The 16,064-nt window shown below is 57.7% G+C and carries 17 protein-coding genes and 1 tRNA gene; 10 read left to right on the top strand and 8 right to left on the bottom strand.

Going from position 1 to position 16,064, the window contains the following annotated elements:
- Positions 1 to 44 precede the first annotated feature (44 nt).
- From ACM110_RS10750 to ACM110_RS10735, 4 genes are read right to left on the bottom strand one after another with little or no spacing between them, the layout of a single operon-like run.
- The gene (locus ACM110_RS10750; protein ID WP_338584875.1) at positions 45 to 266 is read right to left on the bottom strand and encodes a formate dehydrogenase subunit delta; all 222 of its coding nucleotides are present in this window, start codon (positions 264 to 266) and stop codon (positions 45 to 47) included.
- Positions 263 to 3,139: a formate dehydrogenase subunit alpha gene (fdhF, locus tag ACM110_RS10745; protein ID WP_416127751.1), complete on the bottom strand. Its 2,877-nt coding sequence runs from the start codon at positions 3,137 to 3,139 to the stop codon at positions 263 to 265. The genes ACM110_RS10750 and fdhF overlap by 4 nt, the downstream gene beginning before the upstream one ends.
- Positions 3,136 to 4,692 carry a formate dehydrogenase beta subunit gene (locus ACM110_RS10740; protein ID WP_416127750.1) on the bottom strand — a complete coding sequence of 519 codons (1,557 nt, stop codon included), beginning with the start codon at positions 4,690 to 4,692 and terminating at the stop codon, positions 3,136 to 3,138. The genes fdhF and ACM110_RS10740 overlap by 4 nt, the downstream gene beginning before the upstream one ends.
- Positions 4,692 to 5,168: a formate dehydrogenase subunit gamma gene (locus ACM110_RS10735; protein ID WP_053162370.1), complete on the bottom strand. Its 477-nt coding sequence runs from the start codon at positions 5,166 to 5,168 to the stop codon at positions 4,692 to 4,694. Before ACM110_RS10735 ends, ACM110_RS10740 begins: the two co-directional genes overlap by 1 nt.
- 633 nt (positions 5,169 to 5,801) lie before the next feature.
- Between ACM110_RS10735 and ACM110_RS10730 the strand changes: the two genes are divergently transcribed.
- A complete protein-coding gene (locus ACM110_RS10730) occupies positions 5,802 to 6,062 on the top strand; it encodes a DUF6429 family protein (RefSeq protein ID WP_416127749.1) in 261 nt (86 codons plus the stop codon).
- Between the two features lie 204 nt (positions 6,063 to 6,266).
- Here ACM110_RS10730 and ACM110_RS10725 read toward each other — a convergent pair whose 3' ends face one another.
- Positions 6,267 to 6,578 (bottom strand): DUF3077 domain-containing protein, encoded by a 312-nt coding sequence (locus tag ACM110_RS10725; protein WP_416127748.1) that lies wholly within the window; start codon positions 6,576 to 6,578, stop codon positions 6,267 to 6,269.
- 602 nt (positions 6,579 to 7,180) lie between these two features.
- On the opposite strand from ACM110_RS10725, the gene ACM110_RS10720 reads away from it, so the two are divergent.
- From ACM110_RS10720 to ACM110_RS10710, 3 genes are read left to right on the top strand one after another with little or no spacing between them, the layout of a single operon-like run.
- Complete coding sequence (locus tag ACM110_RS10720; RefSeq protein WP_416127747.1) at positions 7,181 to 8,317, top strand: cytidine deaminase; 1,137 nt, start codon at positions 7,181 to 7,183, stop codon at positions 8,315 to 8,317.
- Between the two features lie 29 nt (positions 8,318 to 8,346).
- Complete coding sequence (locus ACM110_RS10715) at positions 8,347 to 8,748, top strand: hypothetical protein (protein WP_416127746.1); 402 nt, start codon at positions 8,347 to 8,349, stop codon at positions 8,746 to 8,748.
- A gap of 25 nt (positions 8,749 to 8,773) precedes the next feature.
- A complete protein-coding gene (locus ACM110_RS10710; RefSeq protein ID WP_416127745.1) occupies positions 8,774 to 9,010 on the top strand; it encodes a hypothetical protein in 237 nt (78 codons plus the stop codon).
- A 129-nt stretch (positions 9,011 to 9,139) separates the two neighbouring features.
- Here the strand turns inward: ACM110_RS10710 and ACM110_RS10705 are convergent, their stop codons facing one another.
- The gene (locus tag ACM110_RS10705; protein WP_416127744.1) at positions 9,140 to 9,469 is read right to left on the bottom strand and encodes a hypothetical protein; all 330 of its coding nucleotides are present in this window, start codon (positions 9,467 to 9,469) and stop codon (positions 9,140 to 9,142) included.
- Between the two features lie 162 nt (positions 9,470 to 9,631).
- A tRNA-Leu gene (locus ACM110_RS10700) sits at positions 9,632 to 9,716 on the bottom strand.
- A 108-nt stretch (positions 9,717 to 9,824) separates the two neighbouring features.
- Here ACM110_RS10700 and queA point away from each other — a divergent pair.
- The 6 genes from queA (at position 9,825) to ACM110_RS10670 (ending at position 15,930) form a co-directional block, all read left to right on the top strand.
- The gene (gene queA / locus ACM110_RS10695) at positions 9,825 to 10,889 is read left to right on the top strand and encodes a tRNA preQ1(34) S-adenosylmethionine ribosyltransferase-isomerase QueA (RefSeq protein WP_416127743.1); all 1,065 of its coding nucleotides are present in this window, start codon (positions 9,825 to 9,827) and stop codon (positions 10,887 to 10,889) included.
- A 14-nt stretch (positions 10,890 to 10,903) separates the two neighbouring features.
- On the top strand, positions 10,904 to 12,019 hold the full coding sequence (gene tgt, locus ACM110_RS10690) for a tRNA guanosine(34) transglycosylase Tgt (protein WP_160387208.1): 1,116 nt from the start codon (positions 10,904 to 10,906) through the stop codon (positions 12,017 to 12,019).
- 43 nt (positions 12,020 to 12,062) lie between these two features.
- Complete coding sequence (gene yajC, locus ACM110_RS10685; RefSeq protein ID WP_016773317.1) at positions 12,063 to 12,401, top strand: preprotein translocase subunit YajC; 339 nt, start codon at positions 12,063 to 12,065, stop codon at positions 12,399 to 12,401.
- A 64-nt stretch (positions 12,402 to 12,465) separates the two neighbouring features.
- Positions 12,466 to 14,334: a protein translocase subunit SecD gene (gene secD / locus ACM110_RS10680; protein ID WP_416127742.1), complete on the top strand. Its 1,869-nt coding sequence runs from the start codon at positions 12,466 to 12,468 to the stop codon at positions 14,332 to 14,334.
- Positions 14,335 to 14,343: 9 nt separating this feature from the next.
- Positions 14,344 to 15,258, top strand: coding sequence for a protein translocase subunit SecF (gene secF, locus ACM110_RS10675; RefSeq protein WP_416127741.1), 915 nt, complete (start codon positions 14,344 to 14,346; stop codon positions 15,256 to 15,258).
- A 120-nt stretch (positions 15,259 to 15,378) separates the two neighbouring features.
- Positions 15,379 to 15,930 carry a glycine zipper 2TM domain-containing protein gene (locus ACM110_RS10670; protein WP_338584890.1) on the top strand — a complete coding sequence of 184 codons (552 nt, stop codon included), beginning with the start codon at positions 15,379 to 15,381 and terminating at the stop codon, positions 15,928 to 15,930.
- A 38-nt stretch (positions 15,931 to 15,968) separates the two neighbouring features.
- Here ACM110_RS10670 and ACM110_RS10665 read toward each other — a convergent pair.
- The coding region (locus ACM110_RS10665) for an integrase core domain-containing protein (RefSeq protein WP_416127929.1) at positions 15,969 to 16,064 on the bottom strand (96 nt) is incomplete at its 5' end.

Raw genomic sequence — 16,064 nt, 5'->3', positions numbered from 1 at the left:
ATCGCGAGCAAGCTATGCTCCTACAGGTTTTTCAACCAGCAGGCCTAAGCCTCCCAACCCGCCCCACTCACCGCCGCCTGCACCAACGGATGCAAATCCGCCCCGTTGTGCTCCGTCTGCCACGCCAGCAATTCCTTGCGCATGCTCGGCGCCCAGAACATCTGCAGGTGATTGCGCACACTGAGCACCGCCTGCTCCTGGTCCGGTTGCGTCGCAAAGTACTGGCCGATCTGGTTGGCCATCTTGATCAGGTTGTCCGTACTCATTTGCGCACCTCGGCTTTCTCGGGGTGCCGACGTTCCTTCAGCAAACGATGCTGCTCATCACTGAACTCCTGAAAGCGCTTCTGCCATTCCGAAGGGTGATAAACGCGACTGACCTCCACGGCGGTGACCTTGTATTCCGGACAGTTGGTGGCCCAGTCCGAGTTGTCGGTAGTAATCACGTTGGCCCCCGATTCCGGGAAGTGGAACGTGGTGTACACCACGCCCGGCGCGACCCGTTCGGTGATTCGCGCGCGCAACACGGTCTGGCCGGCGCGGCTGCCGATACCAACCCAATCGCCCTCGTTGATGCCACGGCTCTCTGCGTCGGTCGGGTGGATTTCCAGACGATCTTCGTCGTGCCAGGCAACGTTGTCGGTACGCCGGGTTTGCGCGCCGACGTTGTACTGGCTGAGGATGCGCCCGGTGGTCAGCAGCAGCGGATAGCGAGCGTTGACCTTCTCCTCGGTCGGCACGTAACCGGTGAGCATGAAGCGCCCCTTGCCGCGCACAAACTCCTCGATGTGCATGGTCGGCGTGCCGTCCGGTGCCGCCGCGTTGCATGGCCATTGCAGGCTGCCGTGGCGGTCCAGTTCGGCGTAGCTGACGTTGGTGAAGGTCGGCGTCAGGCTGGCGATTTCATCCATGATTTGCGATGGATGCTGGTAGCTCATCGGGTAACCCAAGGCATTGGCCAGCGCCACGGTGCCTTCCCAATCGGCCTTGCCGCCGAGCGGCTCCATGACCTTGCGCACCCGGGAGATCCGTCGCTCGGCGTTGGTGAAGGTGCCGTCCTTTTCCAGGAACGAACTGCCCGGCAAAAACACGTGGGCGAACTTAGCGGTTTCGTTGAGGAAAATATCCTGCACCACCACGCATTCCATGGCCGATAGCGCCGCAGTCACGTGCTGGGTATTCGGATCGCTTTGGGCAATGTCTTCGCCCTGGCAGTACAAACCTTTGAAGCTGCCTGCGAGTGCCGACTCGAACATGTTGGGAATGCGCAAGCCCGGCTCGGATTGCAGGGTGACGTTCCACGCCTGTTCGAACTGCGTGCGCACCACCTCGTTGGAGATGTGCCGGTAACCGGGCAGCTCGTGAGGGAAAGAGCCCATGTCGCAGGAGCCCTGAACGTTGTTCTGCCCACGCAACGGGTTCACGCCCACACCTTCGCGGCCAATGTTGCCGGTGGCCATGGCGAGGTTGGCGATGCCCATCACCGCCGTGCTGCCCTGACTGTGCTCGGTAACGCCCAATCCGTAGTAGATCGCCGCGTTGCCGCCAGTGGCATACAAACGCGCAGCGGCACGGATGTCGGCAGCGTTTACACCGCAGACAGCGCCGAGCACTTCCGGTGAGTTTTCCGCACGGCTGACGAACTCGCGCCAGTTGGCGAAATCGCTGCCTTCGCAACGGGCGTCGATAAAGTCCTGATTGAGCAAGCCTTCGGTGACAATCACATGAGCCAGCGCATTGAGCATGGCGACGTTGGTGCCGGGACGCAGCGCCAGGTGCACTTCGGCGCGGGCATGCACCGAGTCCACCAGATCAATGCGACGCGGATCGATAACAATCAGCCGCGCGCCTTCACGCAGTCGACGCTTGAGCTGCGAAGCGAACACCGGGTGGGCGTCGCTTGGGTTGGCGCCCATCACCAGAATCACGTCGGCCTGCATCACCGAGTCGAAACTCTGGGTGCCGGCAGACTCGCCAAGAGTTTGCTTCAGGCCATAACCGGTCGGCGAATGACAAACCCGTGCACAGGTGTCGACGTTGTTGTTGCCGAACGCGGCGCGCACCAGTTTTTGCACCAGATAGGTTTCTTCGTTGGTGCAGCGGCTGGAGGTGATGCCACCAATGGAATCGCGACCGTATTTCTGTTGCAGGCGACGGAACTCGCTGGCGGCGTAAGTCACCGCTTCATCCCAACTGACTTCCTGCCACGGGTCGCTGATGTTTTTGCGGATCATCGGCTTGGTGATGCGATCCGGGTGGGTCGCATAGCCCCAGGCAAAGCGCCCTTTGACGCAGGAGTGGCCGTGGTTGGCCTGGCCGTTCTTGTCCGGAACCATGCGTACCAGTTTGTCGCCCTTCATCTCGGCACGGAACGAACAGCCCACGCCGCAATAGGCACAGGTGGTGATCACGCTGCGTTCCGGCTGGCCCAGTTCGACCACGCTTTTTTCCATCAGCGTCGCGGTAGGGCAAGCTTGCACACAGGCGCCGCAGGACACGCATTCCGAATCGAGGAAGTTATCCCCACCCGCAGCCGAAACACGGGACTCAAACCCGCGCCCGGTAATCGTCAGGGCAAAGGTGCCTTGGGTTTCTTCGCAGGCGCGCACGCAGCGGTTGCAGACGATGCACTTGCTCGGGTCGTAGTCGAAGTAGGGGTTGGAGGTGTCTTTCACGTCCTCCAGATGGTTCTCGCCCTCATAGCCATAACGCACTTCCCGCAGGCCAACCTGACCGGCCACGGTTTGCAGCTCGCAGTTGCCATTGGCCGAGCAGGTCAGGCAGTCCAGCGGGTGATCGGAGATGTACAACTCCATGACGTTGCGCCGCAGGGTCGCAAGCTTCGGCGTCTGGGTATGCACGCTCATGCCTTCGCTGACCGGCGTGGTGCAGGACGCCGGATAACCGCGCATGCCGTCGATCTCCACCAGGCACATGCGGCAGGAGCCAAAGGCTTCCAGGCTGTCGGTGGCACAGAGTTTGGGAATGGTGGTGCCGAGCATCGCGGCGGCGCGCATCACCGAAGTGCCTTCGGGCACGCTGATGCTGCGGCCGTCGATGTTCAGGGTGACTTGCACCTGGCTGTCGCGGGCCGGCGTACCAAGGTCAATGTCTGTTTTCGGGTCGAAGAGAGTAATCATTGCTCGGCCTCCGAGGCTTGCAGACCGAAGTCAGCGGGGAAGTGCTTGAGGGCGCTGGCCACGGGATAAGACGTCATGCCGCCCAACGCGCAGAGCGAACCGTATTGCAGGGTGTCGCACAGGTCCTTGAGGATGATCACCTGCGCATCGCGACTGTTCTGGTCAGGTGCGGCCAACAGACGGTCGATCACCTCGACGCCGCGAGTCGAGCCGATGCGGCACGGCGTGCATTTGCCACAGGATTCCTCGGCGCAGAACTGCATGGCGAAACGCGCCATGTGGGCCATGTCGAGGCTGTCGTCAGCCACCACCACTCCGCCGTGACCGAGCATCGCGCCCATGGCTGCGAAGGCTTCGTAATCCAGCGGCGTGTCGAATTGCGAGGGCGGCACCCAGGCGCCGAGCGGACCGCCGACCTGCGCTGCCTTCAGCGGTCGGCCACTGGCGGTACCGCCGCCGTAGTCTTCCACCAGTTCCCGCAAGGTCAGGCCAAAGGCCCGCTCCACCAGACCGCCGTGACGGATATTGCCCGCCAACTGGAAAGGCATGGTGCCCAGGGAACGGCCCATGCCGTAATCGCGGTAGAACTGCGCACCCTTGGCCAGAATCAACGGCACCGAGGCCAACGTCAGCACGTTGTGCACCAGCGTCGGCAAGCCGAACAACCCTTGCAACGCCGGAATCGGCGGCTTGGCGCGGACGATCCCGCGCTTGCCTTCGAGGGAGTCCAGCAGTGCGGTTTCTTCACCGCAGATGTAGGCACCAGCACCGACGCGCACTTCCATATCGAAGGCTTGGCCGCTGCCGCCGACATTGGCGCCCAGGTAACCGGCAGTTCGAGCGATGTTCAATGCTGCACGCAGCGTGGCTACGGAATCCGGATATTCCGAACGCACATAGATGTAGCCGAAGGTGGCGCCGACGGTAATGCCAGCAATGGCCATGCCTTCGATCAACAGGAAGGGGTCGCCTTCCATCAACATGCGGTCGGCGAAAGTGCCGGAGTCGCCTTCGTCGGCGTTGCACACGATGTACTTCTGCGCAGCCTGAGTGCCGCGCACCGTGCGCCACTTGATCCCGGCAGGGAAGGCCGCGCCGCCCCGGCCGCGCAGGCCTGAATCGAACACTGCCGTCGCAGTCTGTTCACCGCCAATACTGACGGCCCTCGTTAAACCTTCGAAACCGCCATGGGCTCGGTAATCGTCCAGCGACAGCGGCCGGGTAATACCGGCGCGGGCGAAGAGCAGACGTTGTTGAGACTTGAGATAAGGCAACTCTTCCACCAGTCCCAAGGCCAGCGGATGAGCAGATGAATTGTTCAGCGCTTCAAGCACCGACGGCACATCGTCAGCCGTCAGCGGACCAAAACCGATACGGCCCTGCGGCGTGTCCACTTCCAGCAACGGCTCCAGCCAATACAAACCGCGAGAACTGGTGCGCTGCAACTCCAGCGGCAAATTACGTTCCTGAGCCTGCGTGATCAGCGCCACCGCCACCTCATCGGCCCCCACGGCACGAGCTAGCGAATCACAAGGCAGATAAAGAGTCGGCATCACGCGTCCTCCCGGCAAGCATCGAGCAACGCATCCAGACGCTCTGCACTCAACCGCGCATGCACCCGACCATCCAGCTCCAGCGCCGGCGAACAAGCACACGCACCCAGGCAATAAACAGGACGCAAACTGATGCTGCCATCGGCGCTGCTGCCGTGATCATCCAGTTGCAGACGCTCGCGCAGCTGCGCGGCCAACTGCTCGGCACCACGGCTCTGGCACGACTCGGCCCGGCACAGCCGCAGGATATGTCGCGCGGGCGGTGCGGTACGGAAGTCATGGTAAAAACTGATCACCCCACGCACCTCGGCCTGGCTCAGGTTGAGGGCATGGGCAATCTCGGGGACGGCGACATCGGGGACGTAACCGATACGCTCCTGAATATCATGAAGAATGGGCAACAGCGCACCCGGGGTGCCCTTATGGCGCTCCAGCAGACTGTTGACCACAGGCAGGTGCAACAACTCATCAGGCATTCAGCAATCCTCACGGTCACGGACAAACCAGAAGGTCGTCGGTCGTCCGAAAGTGTCGGCTGCGGCACTCACACCACGTCACGGTATCGTGGATTTCAGGCCGGTGGCCAGGGCACCCTTGGCGGGCATCTTGTTGTGCCCGATGCGATCTCTGTCGCACATCTTTCAGGGCATAAAAGGCAGATTGCCACGCGGCTATTGATTCAACTGCACCAAAGCGACGTGTTCAGTTCTGTCTACGACTCTCCATTAAGTCTAGATGAGCGCCGCAAGGGCGTTCACACACCGACCTAATGCCCGGAGGGCTTGTCGATGGGTGATGTATAGCAAGCATTAGAGGTGAGAAGAAGCATCAGAATCGAGGGCGATTCTACGGAGCAGAAGAATTGACGCATGACGCTACCCTTGTAGGAGTGAGCGTACTCGCGATAGCGCCAGTCCAGCCAACATCACTGCTGAATCAGTTACCTGGCGATACCTGCTCGGTTGAATAGTTGGCTATTAACCGTGGGACGACTCACCGGCGCCACCTGGTTGAACGCACTATTCTTATGTTTTTATGGACGTCAAAGGGGGAATGGAACGTCCATCACAGACCCGACGATAGCTATTGAATATGAGGTAGCAATGATCATGGAATACGACGAAAAACTCATTGAAGACGCCGTGCTTGCCCTGTTGGCAGCCTTCAGTTCCGACAAAGGCAACACCTGGAAAGGGTTCGACTTCGAATTCATGAACCGATTGCATGAACAGGGTTTCATCAGCGATCCGGTGAACAGGAACAAGTCAGTTTGGTTAACGGAGGAAGGATTAGAGCGCGGTCGGCAGATAGCCGACCGGTTGTTCGGTGTGAAAACGCAAGGCGAACTTGAGTCCAACCCTGATAACTGAATTCAGGCTGCGGTCACGAAGGGGAGCGAGCCTGCTCGCGAAAGCGTCAGCCCAATCACCACTCACCCACTCGAGCCAAACAATGCCAGCCACCACGCCGCAATACCTTGTGGGAGCTGGCTTGCCAGCGATAGCGACCACTCAGCCAACACAAATGCCGAATCAGCCACCACCCTCACAAACCACCCCCACAGGCCTCAACCACTAACCCTCAGCCTTAGCCCCCGCCCGCTTGGACACCGGCACAAAAGCCCGATCCCGAGTCAGCACCTTCACCGCATCATCCACCAACGCCTTACTCATTGAAGTCAGATAATGCGCAGCCCAAGCGTGTCGATCAGTGTCTTTGGCATAAGCAGCATCTTCAGTGAGCGTCTTGGCCAGGAACAGAAAATCGGAAGCCATGGACAACGCATCACCGAGAGGAACCCCGCGAGTGACATGAAACAGCGGTTGATCCGCACAGTAGATGGCGGGTGTCAGGCCGATGGTTTTGAGTTCAGTTTGCTCAGTCATTGGCCACCTCCGAGGATGGAGAGGCAATGGGGGAGGGCGTTACGCGATTGGGAATCGCCTAGTGAGAAAAGCCAAGTTTCAAACGGATTGATACTGCGCATTATCCAACTCCTTGATATGAGGAGCTGCCACGTTCGTTACCACACGAATGGGTGACAGCTGTGCGCAGGGTGGTAAACCGGGAATCAAGGAAACCGGCACGCCCGAGGGCGTCCCACGCACAGCCGCCATAACTCACGCCGCAGGCATAAAAAAAGCGCCTGATGACGTGATTGGGGCGCTGTTGCGCCTTGAATAACTCGGGTTACCACACCCGGTCGCTGAATTGGCAGCGACGGTGGGAGGGTATCGTGCGGGTCCGGCTCGTGCAACCTTCGGAAGCTTCTTTCTGAGTCGGCCCTTTCCTTTCATCCTCTTGGAGCATCCCCTCAAGCATGTGGAAGGACGAGCGTGTGCCTAGGGCATCCCTAATTGTAACTACCTGTTTTTCCAGCGAACTATCAAATGAATTGTAAGTGGTAAATGGCAGCGTTCGATGGGCTATCCGGATCGATGGTGTCATGCGATTATCCAGACAGCACAATTACAAAAGGATGTGTCTCATGGCAGCTGTTGAACCAGGGCTTCGTGTCGTCGGCGCAACCAATACTGGTAGCGGTTTCGATGATGTGCTTGCTATTGAAAGGACATTGACGCCACAAGTGGTCATTGCCTTGTGTGGTCCGTTAGGGACGCCACTGCACGAAGTTGCCCAAAGCTTTAAAGACTTATTACTGAGTACAGATTATGGCTATGAACATGTAGAAATAATCAGGCTTAGTGAAGAAATAAGAAGTAGAGTTGGAATGGCTTCCAATAGTTCGATTAAAGAGCTGATTGAAGCTGGGAATGATCTGCGTAGGGAACATGGCAACGAAGTCTTAGCGAAACTCGCCGTTAGAAAGATAAGTGTCGCGAGAGCTGCTGAACAAGTCAAAGCAGCAGCAGCTAAAAAGGCTCAGCATCCTGACTTGTTCAATGAAGAGGGTGACGATGATTTGGTGCCTAATGTTACTCTGAAATGGTGTCACATTATTGACTCAGTGAAGCATGTTGATGAGTTGCGTCTCCTACGGTCGATCTATGGCGAAATGTTATATGTTGTCGGTGTCTATTCACCTATAGAAATGCGAATAGCTCGGCTAGAGGGGGTCTTAAAGAACGAGAAAATCCATGAGTTGATTGATCGTGACTCAGGCGAAGAAATGGATCATGGGCAGCGAGTTGAAGATACCTTCCCTCAATCCGACTTTTTCCTCCGTGTTGAGAAAACAACTGACTCCCATCGGCTCAGTAGAGTGAAGAGGTTTTTGGATTTGATGTTGGGAACCGTGATTGCGACTCCAACAGTAAATGAACGCGCAATGTATGCGGCTTTTTCAGCGGCACGAAATTCAGCATGCCTTTCTAGACAAGTTGGTGCGGCAATAACAAGTGAAGATGGCGAGTTAATATCAACAGGTTGGAATGATGTTCCTAAAGCATTTGGCGGGCTATATCAGACTGAGGGGGATGGACTAAATTCAGATGAAGATCGTAGGTGCTGGAATATGGGGGGTGGTGTTTGCTCAAATGATCAAGAGAAGAAGGCGATATCTAATTATATAGTTGATAAGCTTATTGAGTCTGAAATAATCCCCTTGGAAAAAAAGATGCGGCTCTGTCAGTTATTAGGGGGAAAACTCAACTTAAAAGTTTGATCGAGTTCTCAAGGGCAGTACATGCTGAAATGCACGCTTTGCTTAATGCTGGAGCAACAGACGGAGCGAAAATTCGTCATGGGAAATTATTCGTTACCACATACCCATGCCATTCATGTGCTAGGCATTTGGTAGCGGCGGGGATCAAAGAAGTGATTTTTCTTGAGCCTTATCGTAAGAGTCTTGCTACCAGGCTGCACCAAGATGCTATAACTGAAAATGAGAGTGACGTCACGAAGGTGCGCGTGCTCCCTTTTGATGGCGTGGCGCCATCTCGGTTCCTTAAGTTTTTTTCCGCCAATCCCGCTGGTCGGAAAAAAGATGGACGAATGATCCTCAGAGACGCGGAACCAGTGGCACGTATCTCAATGGAGGCGGTCTCTACCCTTGAAGGATTGGTAGTGAAGGGACTAGAATCCCGCCGCCTTTAAAGGCCAGAAGCGAAGGAGCTTGTGTATGGACCTGTTAGAAGAAAAACGCGAAGCTGAGAAAATGGCACAGCTATCCTTCTGTTTCGAGGCCTCAAGCTCCGTAAAATTTTGTGCGAGCGAAACTGAGATCATCCCTAGCAGTTCGGTCTACGATAGCGGCCAATCGAAGAGTGTGGTTTTGTCGTTCCCTCAAAATCGTTGCTCATCTGGCGCTCAGGCTCAGTTAATCCAGCGAATTCTCCAGCGCTCTCGATTTTTTTGATCTGTTCGAAACAATGTCATCTTTGCAAAAAAATCTGAAAAGGTGCAGGCAGCACTCCCTTTGAAAATTGGCTGAGGGGAGGCTGCTCCCATTCTTTGTGCAGTTGACGACAGGTTTGTCGTTCAGTGCTCACAAAATGTCTTTCAGGTAATCTTTAAGCGATAGAAGTTGGGTACCAAGCTGCTCCATCGACCTCGCATTGCGGAGCTCGCTCGATAATCTCCATAGCTCCCGCCCCAACGGCTTATCCACACCGCCAATGGCCTCCAACGCCAACCCCACACACGCATCCACCTTCAGCTGAATCGCCTCAACATCCCCCCGCCGCACCAGCAACTCAAACACATCCCGCTGGTAGTCACCCATCACCAGATCGTCACGCAAAATCGGGCTTGAATCTTCCGACTCATAAGCCAGTTTGAGGGAGAAGAGGGCGACGGTTTCCAGGTGCAATTCCATGGGGGGAATCCTTGTGAAATGGTCCGGCGGTGTGGCTGCATGGAAGAGAAGCAAGATCAAAAGATCGTAGCCTTCGGCAGCTCCTACACAGAGCGGTGGGGTGTCAGGTGCTTTTCTGCGGGCGAAAAAAAAGGCCTTGCTAAGCAAGACCTTTCTTAATTTTGGTGCCCCGAGGGAGACTCGAACTCCCACTCCTTTCGAAAACGGATTTTGAATCCGCCGCGTCTACCAATTCCGCCATCAGGGCTCAATGGCGGCGAAGTATAGAGATGAGATAACCGCTGGTCAATCAGGCACATGGAGAAATTTTGATATTTCCGCTAGACTTCCCGGCCCTGCTAGACGACACCCCATCATGCGCGTTGCTGACTTTACTTTCGAACTCCCTGATTCGCTGATCGCCCGCCATCCGCTGGCCGAGCGTCGCAATAGTCGCCTGTTGACCCTTGATGGGGTCAGCGGCGCCCTGGCACACCGTCAATTCACTGATTTGCTGGAGCATTTGCGCCCCGGCGATTTGATGGTGTTCAACAATACCCGGGTGATTCCAGCGCGGCTGTTTGGCCAGAAGGCTTCCGGCGGCAAGCTGGAAATCCTGGTGGAGCGGGTGCTCGACAGTCATCGCGTGCTGGCCCATGTGCGGTCCAGCAAGTCGCCCAAGCCGGGGTCGAAGATCCTGATCGACGGCGGTGGCGAGGCCGAGATGCTGGCGCGGCACGATGCGTTGTTCGAGCTGGGGTTTGCTGAAGAGGTATTGCCGCTGCTCGACCGCGTCGGGCACATGCCGCTGCCTCCTTATATAGACCGCCCGGATGAAGGCGCCGACCGCGAGCGTTACCAGACCGTCTACGCCGAGCGTTTGGGCGCGGTGGCGGCGCCGACGGCGGGGCTGCATTTCGATCAGGTGCTGATGGAGGCGATTGCCGCCAAGGGCGTCGAGACCGCGTTCGTGACCCTGCACGTCGGCGCTGGCACGTTCCAGCCGGTGCGCGTCGAGAAGCTCGAAGACCACCACATGCACACTGAATGGCTGGAAGTCGGCCAGGACGTGGTCGATGCCGTGGCTACCTGCCGCGCTCGCGGTGGTCGCGTGGTGGCGGTGGGGACCACCAGCGTGCGTTCCCTGGAAAGCGCCGCCCGCGATGGCGTGCTCAAGCCGTTCAGCGGCGATACAGACATTTTCATTTACCCTGGCCGGCCGTTTCATGTGGTCGATGCCCTGGTCACCAACTTCCATTTGCCCGAATCCACGCTGTTGATGCTGGTTTCGGCGTTCGCCGGTTATCCCGAAACCATGGCTGCCTACAAGGCCGCGGTCGACAACGGATACCGCTTTTTCAGCTACGGTGATGCGATGTTCATCACGCGTAATCCTGCGCCGACTGCCCCTAAAGAATCGGGCCCCGAGGAAACTGTATGAGTCGCACCTGTCGTATGTCTTTCGAGCTGCTGGCCACTGATGGCAAGGCTCGTCGCGGTCGTTTGACCTTCCCGCGCGGTACCGTCGAGACCCCGGCCTTTATGCCGGTGGGCACTTACGGCACGGTCAAGGGCATGCTGCCACGGGATATCGAGGCGACCGGCGCTGAAATCATTCTGGGCAACACTTTCCACTTGTGGCTGCGCCCGGGCACGGAAGTGATCAAGAAGCACGGCGATCTGCACGATTTCATGCAGTGGAAAGGCCCGATTCTGACCGACTCCGGCGGCTTCCAGGTGTTCAGCCTGGGCGCCATGCGCAAGATCAAGGAGGAGGGCGTGACCTTCGCTTCCCCGGTCGACGGCGCCAAGGTGTTCATGGGGCCGGAAGAGTCGATGCAGGTCCAGCGTGACCTGGGCTCCGACATCGTGATGATTTTCGACGAATGCACGCCGTACCCGGCTGATGAAGACGTTGCCCGTATCTCCATGGAGTTGTCCCTGCGTTGGGCCAAGCGTTCGAAAGAAGCCCATGGCGAGAACACGGCGGCACTGTTCGGCATCGTTCAGGGCGGCATGCACCAGGACCTGCGCATGCGCTCGCTGGAAGGCCTAGACCAGATCGGCTTCGACGGCCTGGCCATCGGCGGCCTGTCGGTGGGCGAGCCCAAGCATGAAATGATCAAGGTGCTGGATTACCTGCCGGGCATGATGCCGGCTGACAAACCTCGTTACCTTATGGGCGTTGGCAAACCGGAGGACTTGGTTGAGGGTGTGCGCCGCGGTGTGGACATGTTCGATTGCGTGATGCCAACCCGTAATGCCCGCAATGGGCATCTGTTCATTGATACCGGCGTGCTGAAGATCCGAAACGCGTTCCATCGCCATGATGATTCGCCGCTCGATCCGACCTGCGATTGCTATACCTGCCAGAACTTCTCCCGCGCTTATCTGCATCACCTGGACAAGTGCGGCGAAATGCTGGGAAGCATGCTCAATACCATCCATAACTTGCGTCATTATCAAGTGCTTATGGCTGGTTTGCGCGAGGCTATTCAACAGGGTACATTGGCCGCCTTTGTCGATGCCTTCTACGCCAAACGCGGGTTACCTGTTCCGCCTTTGGACTGAGTTTTCTGACCCCAAGATTCAACATTTGCAACTGGAGTGCTAAATGAGCTTTTTTATCTCTAACGCCATGGCTGACGCCGCTGCACCTGCTGCTGCCAGCCCAATGGGCGGCGGTTTCGAGTGGATTTTCCTGGTCGGCTTCCTGGTCATCTTCTACCTGATGATCTGGCGTCCACAGGCCAAACGCGCCAAAGAGCAGAAAAACCTGCTGAGCAGCCTGCAGAAAGGCGACGAAGTTGTGACCACCGGCGGCATCGCTGGCAAGATCACCAAAGTGGCTGACGATTTCGTTGTTCTGGAAGTTTCCGACACCGTCGAAATGAAATTCCAGAAAGGCGCCATCGCCGCCACGCTGCCAAAAGGCACGCTGAAAGCGATCTAAGTTTCAACTTCATCTTCAATCGACGGGGCGCGCAAGGCGCCCCGCGTCATAAACGGGCGGCGTGATGCTGAACAAATATCCTCTGTGGAAATACATTCTGATCCTGGCGGTGCTGGCGATTGGTCTGATTTATTCCGCTCCCAATCTTTATCCTGATGACCCGGCCATCCAGGTCAGCGGTGCAAGCACTGCGCTGCAAGTCAATCAGGCTGATCTGGATCGCGTGAGCACTGCGCTCAAGGAATCCGGGATCAACGTCAAGGCTGCCACGCTGGCTGCCGGCGGCAAGGGCGGGCTGATTCGCCTGACCAAGGCTGAAGACCAGCTGCCAGCCAAAGACGTTGTGCGTAAGGCATTGGGTGATGACTACGTCGTCGCGCTGAACCTGGCGCAAACCACCCCGCAATGGCTGCGCAACCTCGCTGCGCACCCGATGAAGCTGGGTCTGGACTTGTCCGGTGGTGTGCACTTCCTGCTGGAAGTGGACATGGACAAAGCCCTCGATGCACGCCTGAAAGTCTACGAAGGCGACGTCAAGAGCCTGCTGCGTAAAGAGAAACTGCGCTATCGCAGCCTGCCGCAACTCAATGGCGCCATTCAGCTGGGCTTCTCTGATGAAGACAGCCGCGAACAGGCCCGCAGCCTGATCCGCAAGAATTTCAACGATTTCGACATTGTTCCGGCCGACCTCAACGGCCAACCGGTACTGCGTCTGGCGATGACCCCAGCCAAGCTGGCGGAAATCCGCGAATACTCCATCAAGCAGAACTTGACCACGGTACGTAACCGCGTCAACGAGCTGGGTGTTGCCGAACCGATCGTCCAGCGTCAGGGCGCCAACCGCATCGTGGTTGAGCTGCCGGGCGTGCAGGACACCGCAGAAGCCAAGCGTATCCTCGGCAAGACGGCCAACCTCGAGTTCCGTCTGGCTGCTGAGCCTGGCGCTTCGAAAGCCACTTCCGAAGAATTCGAGTTCCGCGAAGGCAAGCGTCCTCCTGCGTTGATCGAGCGTGGCCTGATCATCACCGGTGACCAGGTGACTGACGCCAAGGCTGGTTTCGGCGAACACGGCACCCCAGAAGTGAACATCCGTCTGGATGGCCACGGTGGTGAGCTGATGAGCCGCGCAACCCGTTCGAACGTGGGTCGCAGCATGGCGGTGATCTTCATCGAGCAGCGTCCAGTGACTACCTACACCAAGCAGGTAGTTAACGGCGTCGAGAAAGAAGTCCCGGTCCAGAGCTTCAAGGAAGAGAAGAAGATCATCAGCCTGGCGACCATTCAGTCGCCGCTGGGTGCTCAGTTCCGTATCACTGGCCTGAACGGTCAGGGCGAGTCGTCCGAACTGGCGCTGCTGCTGCGTGCCGGTGGTCTGGCTGCACCGATGTACTTCGCTGAAGAGCGCACCATCGGCCCGAGCCTGGGTGCGGACAACATCACCAAAGGTATCGATGCATCGCTATGGGGCATGCTGTTTGTCTCGCTGTTCATCATCGCCATCTACCGCTTCTTCGGCATCATCGCCACCGTCGCACTGGCGGTGAACATGGTGATGCTGCTGGCCTTGATGTCGCTGCTGGGTGCAACGCTGACCCTGCCGGGTATCGCCGGTATCGTATTGACCATGGGTATGGCGGTCGACGCCAACGTACTGATCTTCTCGCGGATTCGTGAAGAGATCGCCGCGGGCATGTCCATCCAGCGCGCAATCAACGAAGGCTTCGGCCGGGCATTCACCGCGATTCTCGACGCCAACCTGACCACCTTGCTGGTCGGCGGCATCCTCTTTGCCATGGGCACCGGCCCGGTCAAGGGCTTCGCAGTGACCATGTCCCTCGGGATCTTTACCTCGATGTTCACGGCCATCATGGTGACCCGCGCGATGGTCAACCTGATCTTCGGCGGTCGTGACTTCAAGAAGTTGTGGATTTAAGGGGCTGCCATGTTACGTACAATCAACTTCATGGGCGTTCGCAACTTCGCGTTCGGCGTCACATTGTTCCTTACCGCGCTGGCCTTGTTCAGCGTTGCCACCAAGGGCATGAACTGGGGCCTGGACTTCACCGGCGGTACGCTCATCGAGCTGACCTACGAGCGTCCGGCCGACGTCACCCAAGTGCGTGAGCAACTGGTTAAATCGGGTTATCACGAAGCTATCGTGCAGAACTTCGGTGCGACTACCGATCTGCTGGTGCGTATGCCTGGCGAAGACCCGCAACTGGGTCACCAGGTAGCCGAGGCCTTGCAGAAGGTCGGTGGCGACAACCCGGCGACGGTCAAGCGCGTCGAGTTCGTCGGCCCGCAGGTGGGTGAAGAGCTGCGCGACCAGGGCGGCCTCGGCATGCTGATGGCGCTGGGCGGCATCCTGATCTACCTGGCGTTCCGCTTTCAGTGGAAGTTTGCGGTCGGTGCGATCGTTTCCCTGATCCACGACGTGATCGTGACCATCGGTATCCTGTCGTTCTTCCAGATCACCTTCGACCTGACGGTGCTGGCGGCGGTACTGGCGATCATCGGTTATTCGCTCAACGACACCATCGTGGTATTCGACCGGGTTCGTGAGAACTTCCGTGTACTGCGCAAGGCCAGCCTGATCGAGAACATCAACATCTCGACCACGCAAACCCTGCTGCGGACCATGGCGACTTCGATCTCCACCTTGCTGGCGATCGCGGCACTTCTTTTCTTCGGTGGCGACAACCTGTTCGGCTTCTCCATCGCCCTGTTCATCGGTGTTCTGGCGGGTACCTACTCGTCGATCTACATCGCGAACGTGGTGCTGATCTGGCTGAACCTGACCACGGAAGATCTGATTCCTCCGGCGAATACCGAGAAGGAAGTCGACGACCGTCCATAACGGCCATCGCGTTTCCAGTAGTCAGCCGAAAAAGGCGCGAGTTGAACTCGCGCCTTTTTTTATGCTCCAAGGCTGGGAGAAGCGCGGACATGTTCCGCATGTGATGGTCAGGAGGTTCATGTGAACAAGTCGATGCTGGTTGGTGCGGTATTGGGTGCTGTCGGTGTAACTGCCGGGGGTGCTGTGGCCACCTACAGCCTGGTTAAAAATAACGGTCCTGAGTACGCGCAAGTACTCGCTGTTGAGCCGGTCAAGACGCAAATCAAGACTCCACGTGAAGTGTGCAAGGACGTCACGGTCACTCGGCAAGCGCCGGTGAAAGATCAACACCAGATCGCCGGTACGGTTGTAGGCGCGCTGGCAGGTGGTTTGCTGGGTAACCAGATCGGCGGCGGCACCGGTAAGAAAATTGCCACGGTGGCAGGCGCGGTCGGCGGTGGTTATGCCGGTAACAAGGTTCAGGAGGGTATGCAAGAGCGTGACACCTACACCACGACCCAGACCCGTTGTAATACGGTGAATGACATCAGTGACAAGGTTGTCGGTTACGACGTGCGCTATTCGCTGGACGGCAAGGAAGGCAAGGTGCGCATGGATCGTGATCCGGGCAACCAGATTCCGGTGGATAAGGAAGGCAAGTTGATCCTGTCTCAGAACGAGCCGGCTCAATAAGTCGCTCTGTCTAGTCCTGAAATAGGTTTACACCCGCTTCACCCTAACGCCCGATGCACCGCATCGGGCGTTTTGTATTTTAAAGACAGGTGCGGCCGCTCCTGGTTGTAGATCCTGATCGCCTCCCGCACCAT

Source organism: Pseudomonas sp. NFX98 (genome assembly GCF_047784845.1).
In the GTDB taxonomy this organism is placed as follows: Bacteria; Pseudomonadota; Gammaproteobacteria; order Pseudomonadales; family Pseudomonadaceae; genus Aquipseudomonas.
Note: the sequence above shows the minus strand (reverse complement) of the source record. Positions and strands in the feature narration are given on the sequence as shown.

Excerpts from the sequence above, each read along its gene's own strand:
- ACM110_RS10750 (WP_338584875.1), bottom strand. The coding sequence starts at position 266 with ATGAGTACGGACAACCTGATCAAGATGGCCAACCAGATCGGCCAGTAC.
- fdhF (WP_416127751.1), bottom strand. The coding sequence starts at position 3,139 with ATGATTACTCTCTTCGACCCGAAAACAGACATTGACCTTGGTACGCCG.
- ACM110_RS10740 (WP_416127750.1), bottom strand. The coding sequence starts at position 4,692 with ATGCCGACTCTTTATCTGCCTTGTGATTCGCTAGCTCGTGCCGTGGGG.
- ACM110_RS10735 (WP_053162370.1), bottom strand. The coding sequence starts at position 5,168 with ATGCCTGATGAGTTGTTGCACCTGCCTGTGGTCAACAGTCTGCTGGAG.
- ACM110_RS10730 (WP_416127749.1), top strand. The coding sequence starts at position 5,802 with ATGGAATACGACGAAAAACTCATTGAAGACGCCGTGCTTGCCCTGTTG.
- ACM110_RS10725 (WP_416127748.1), bottom strand. The coding sequence starts at position 6,578 with ATGACTGAGCAAACTGAACTCAAAACCATCGGCCTGACACCCGCCATC.
- ACM110_RS10720 (WP_416127747.1), top strand. The coding sequence starts at position 7,181 with ATGGCAGCTGTTGAACCAGGGCTTCGTGTCGTCGGCGCAACCAATACT.
- ACM110_RS10715 (WP_416127746.1), top strand. The coding sequence starts at position 8,347 with ATGCACGCTTTGCTTAATGCTGGAGCAACAGACGGAGCGAAAATTCGT.
- ACM110_RS10710 (WP_416127745.1), top strand. The coding sequence starts at position 8,774 with ATGGACCTGTTAGAAGAAAAACGCGAAGCTGAGAAAATGGCACAGCTA.
- ACM110_RS10705 (WP_416127744.1), bottom strand. The coding sequence starts at position 9,469 with ATGGAATTGCACCTGGAAACCGTCGCCCTCTTCTCCCTCAAACTGGCT.
- queA (WP_416127743.1), top strand. The coding sequence starts at position 9,825 with ATGCGCGTTGCTGACTTTACTTTCGAACTCCCTGATTCGCTGATCGCC.
- tgt (WP_160387208.1), top strand. The coding sequence starts at position 10,904 with ATGTCTTTCGAGCTGCTGGCCACTGATGGCAAGGCTCGTCGCGGTCGT.
- yajC (WP_016773317.1), top strand. The coding sequence starts at position 12,063 with ATGAGCTTTTTTATCTCTAACGCCATGGCTGACGCCGCTGCACCTGCT.
- secD (WP_416127742.1), top strand. The coding sequence starts at position 12,466 with ATGCTGAACAAATATCCTCTGTGGAAATACATTCTGATCCTGGCGGTG.
- secF (WP_416127741.1), top strand. The coding sequence starts at position 14,344 with ATGTTACGTACAATCAACTTCATGGGCGTTCGCAACTTCGCGTTCGGC.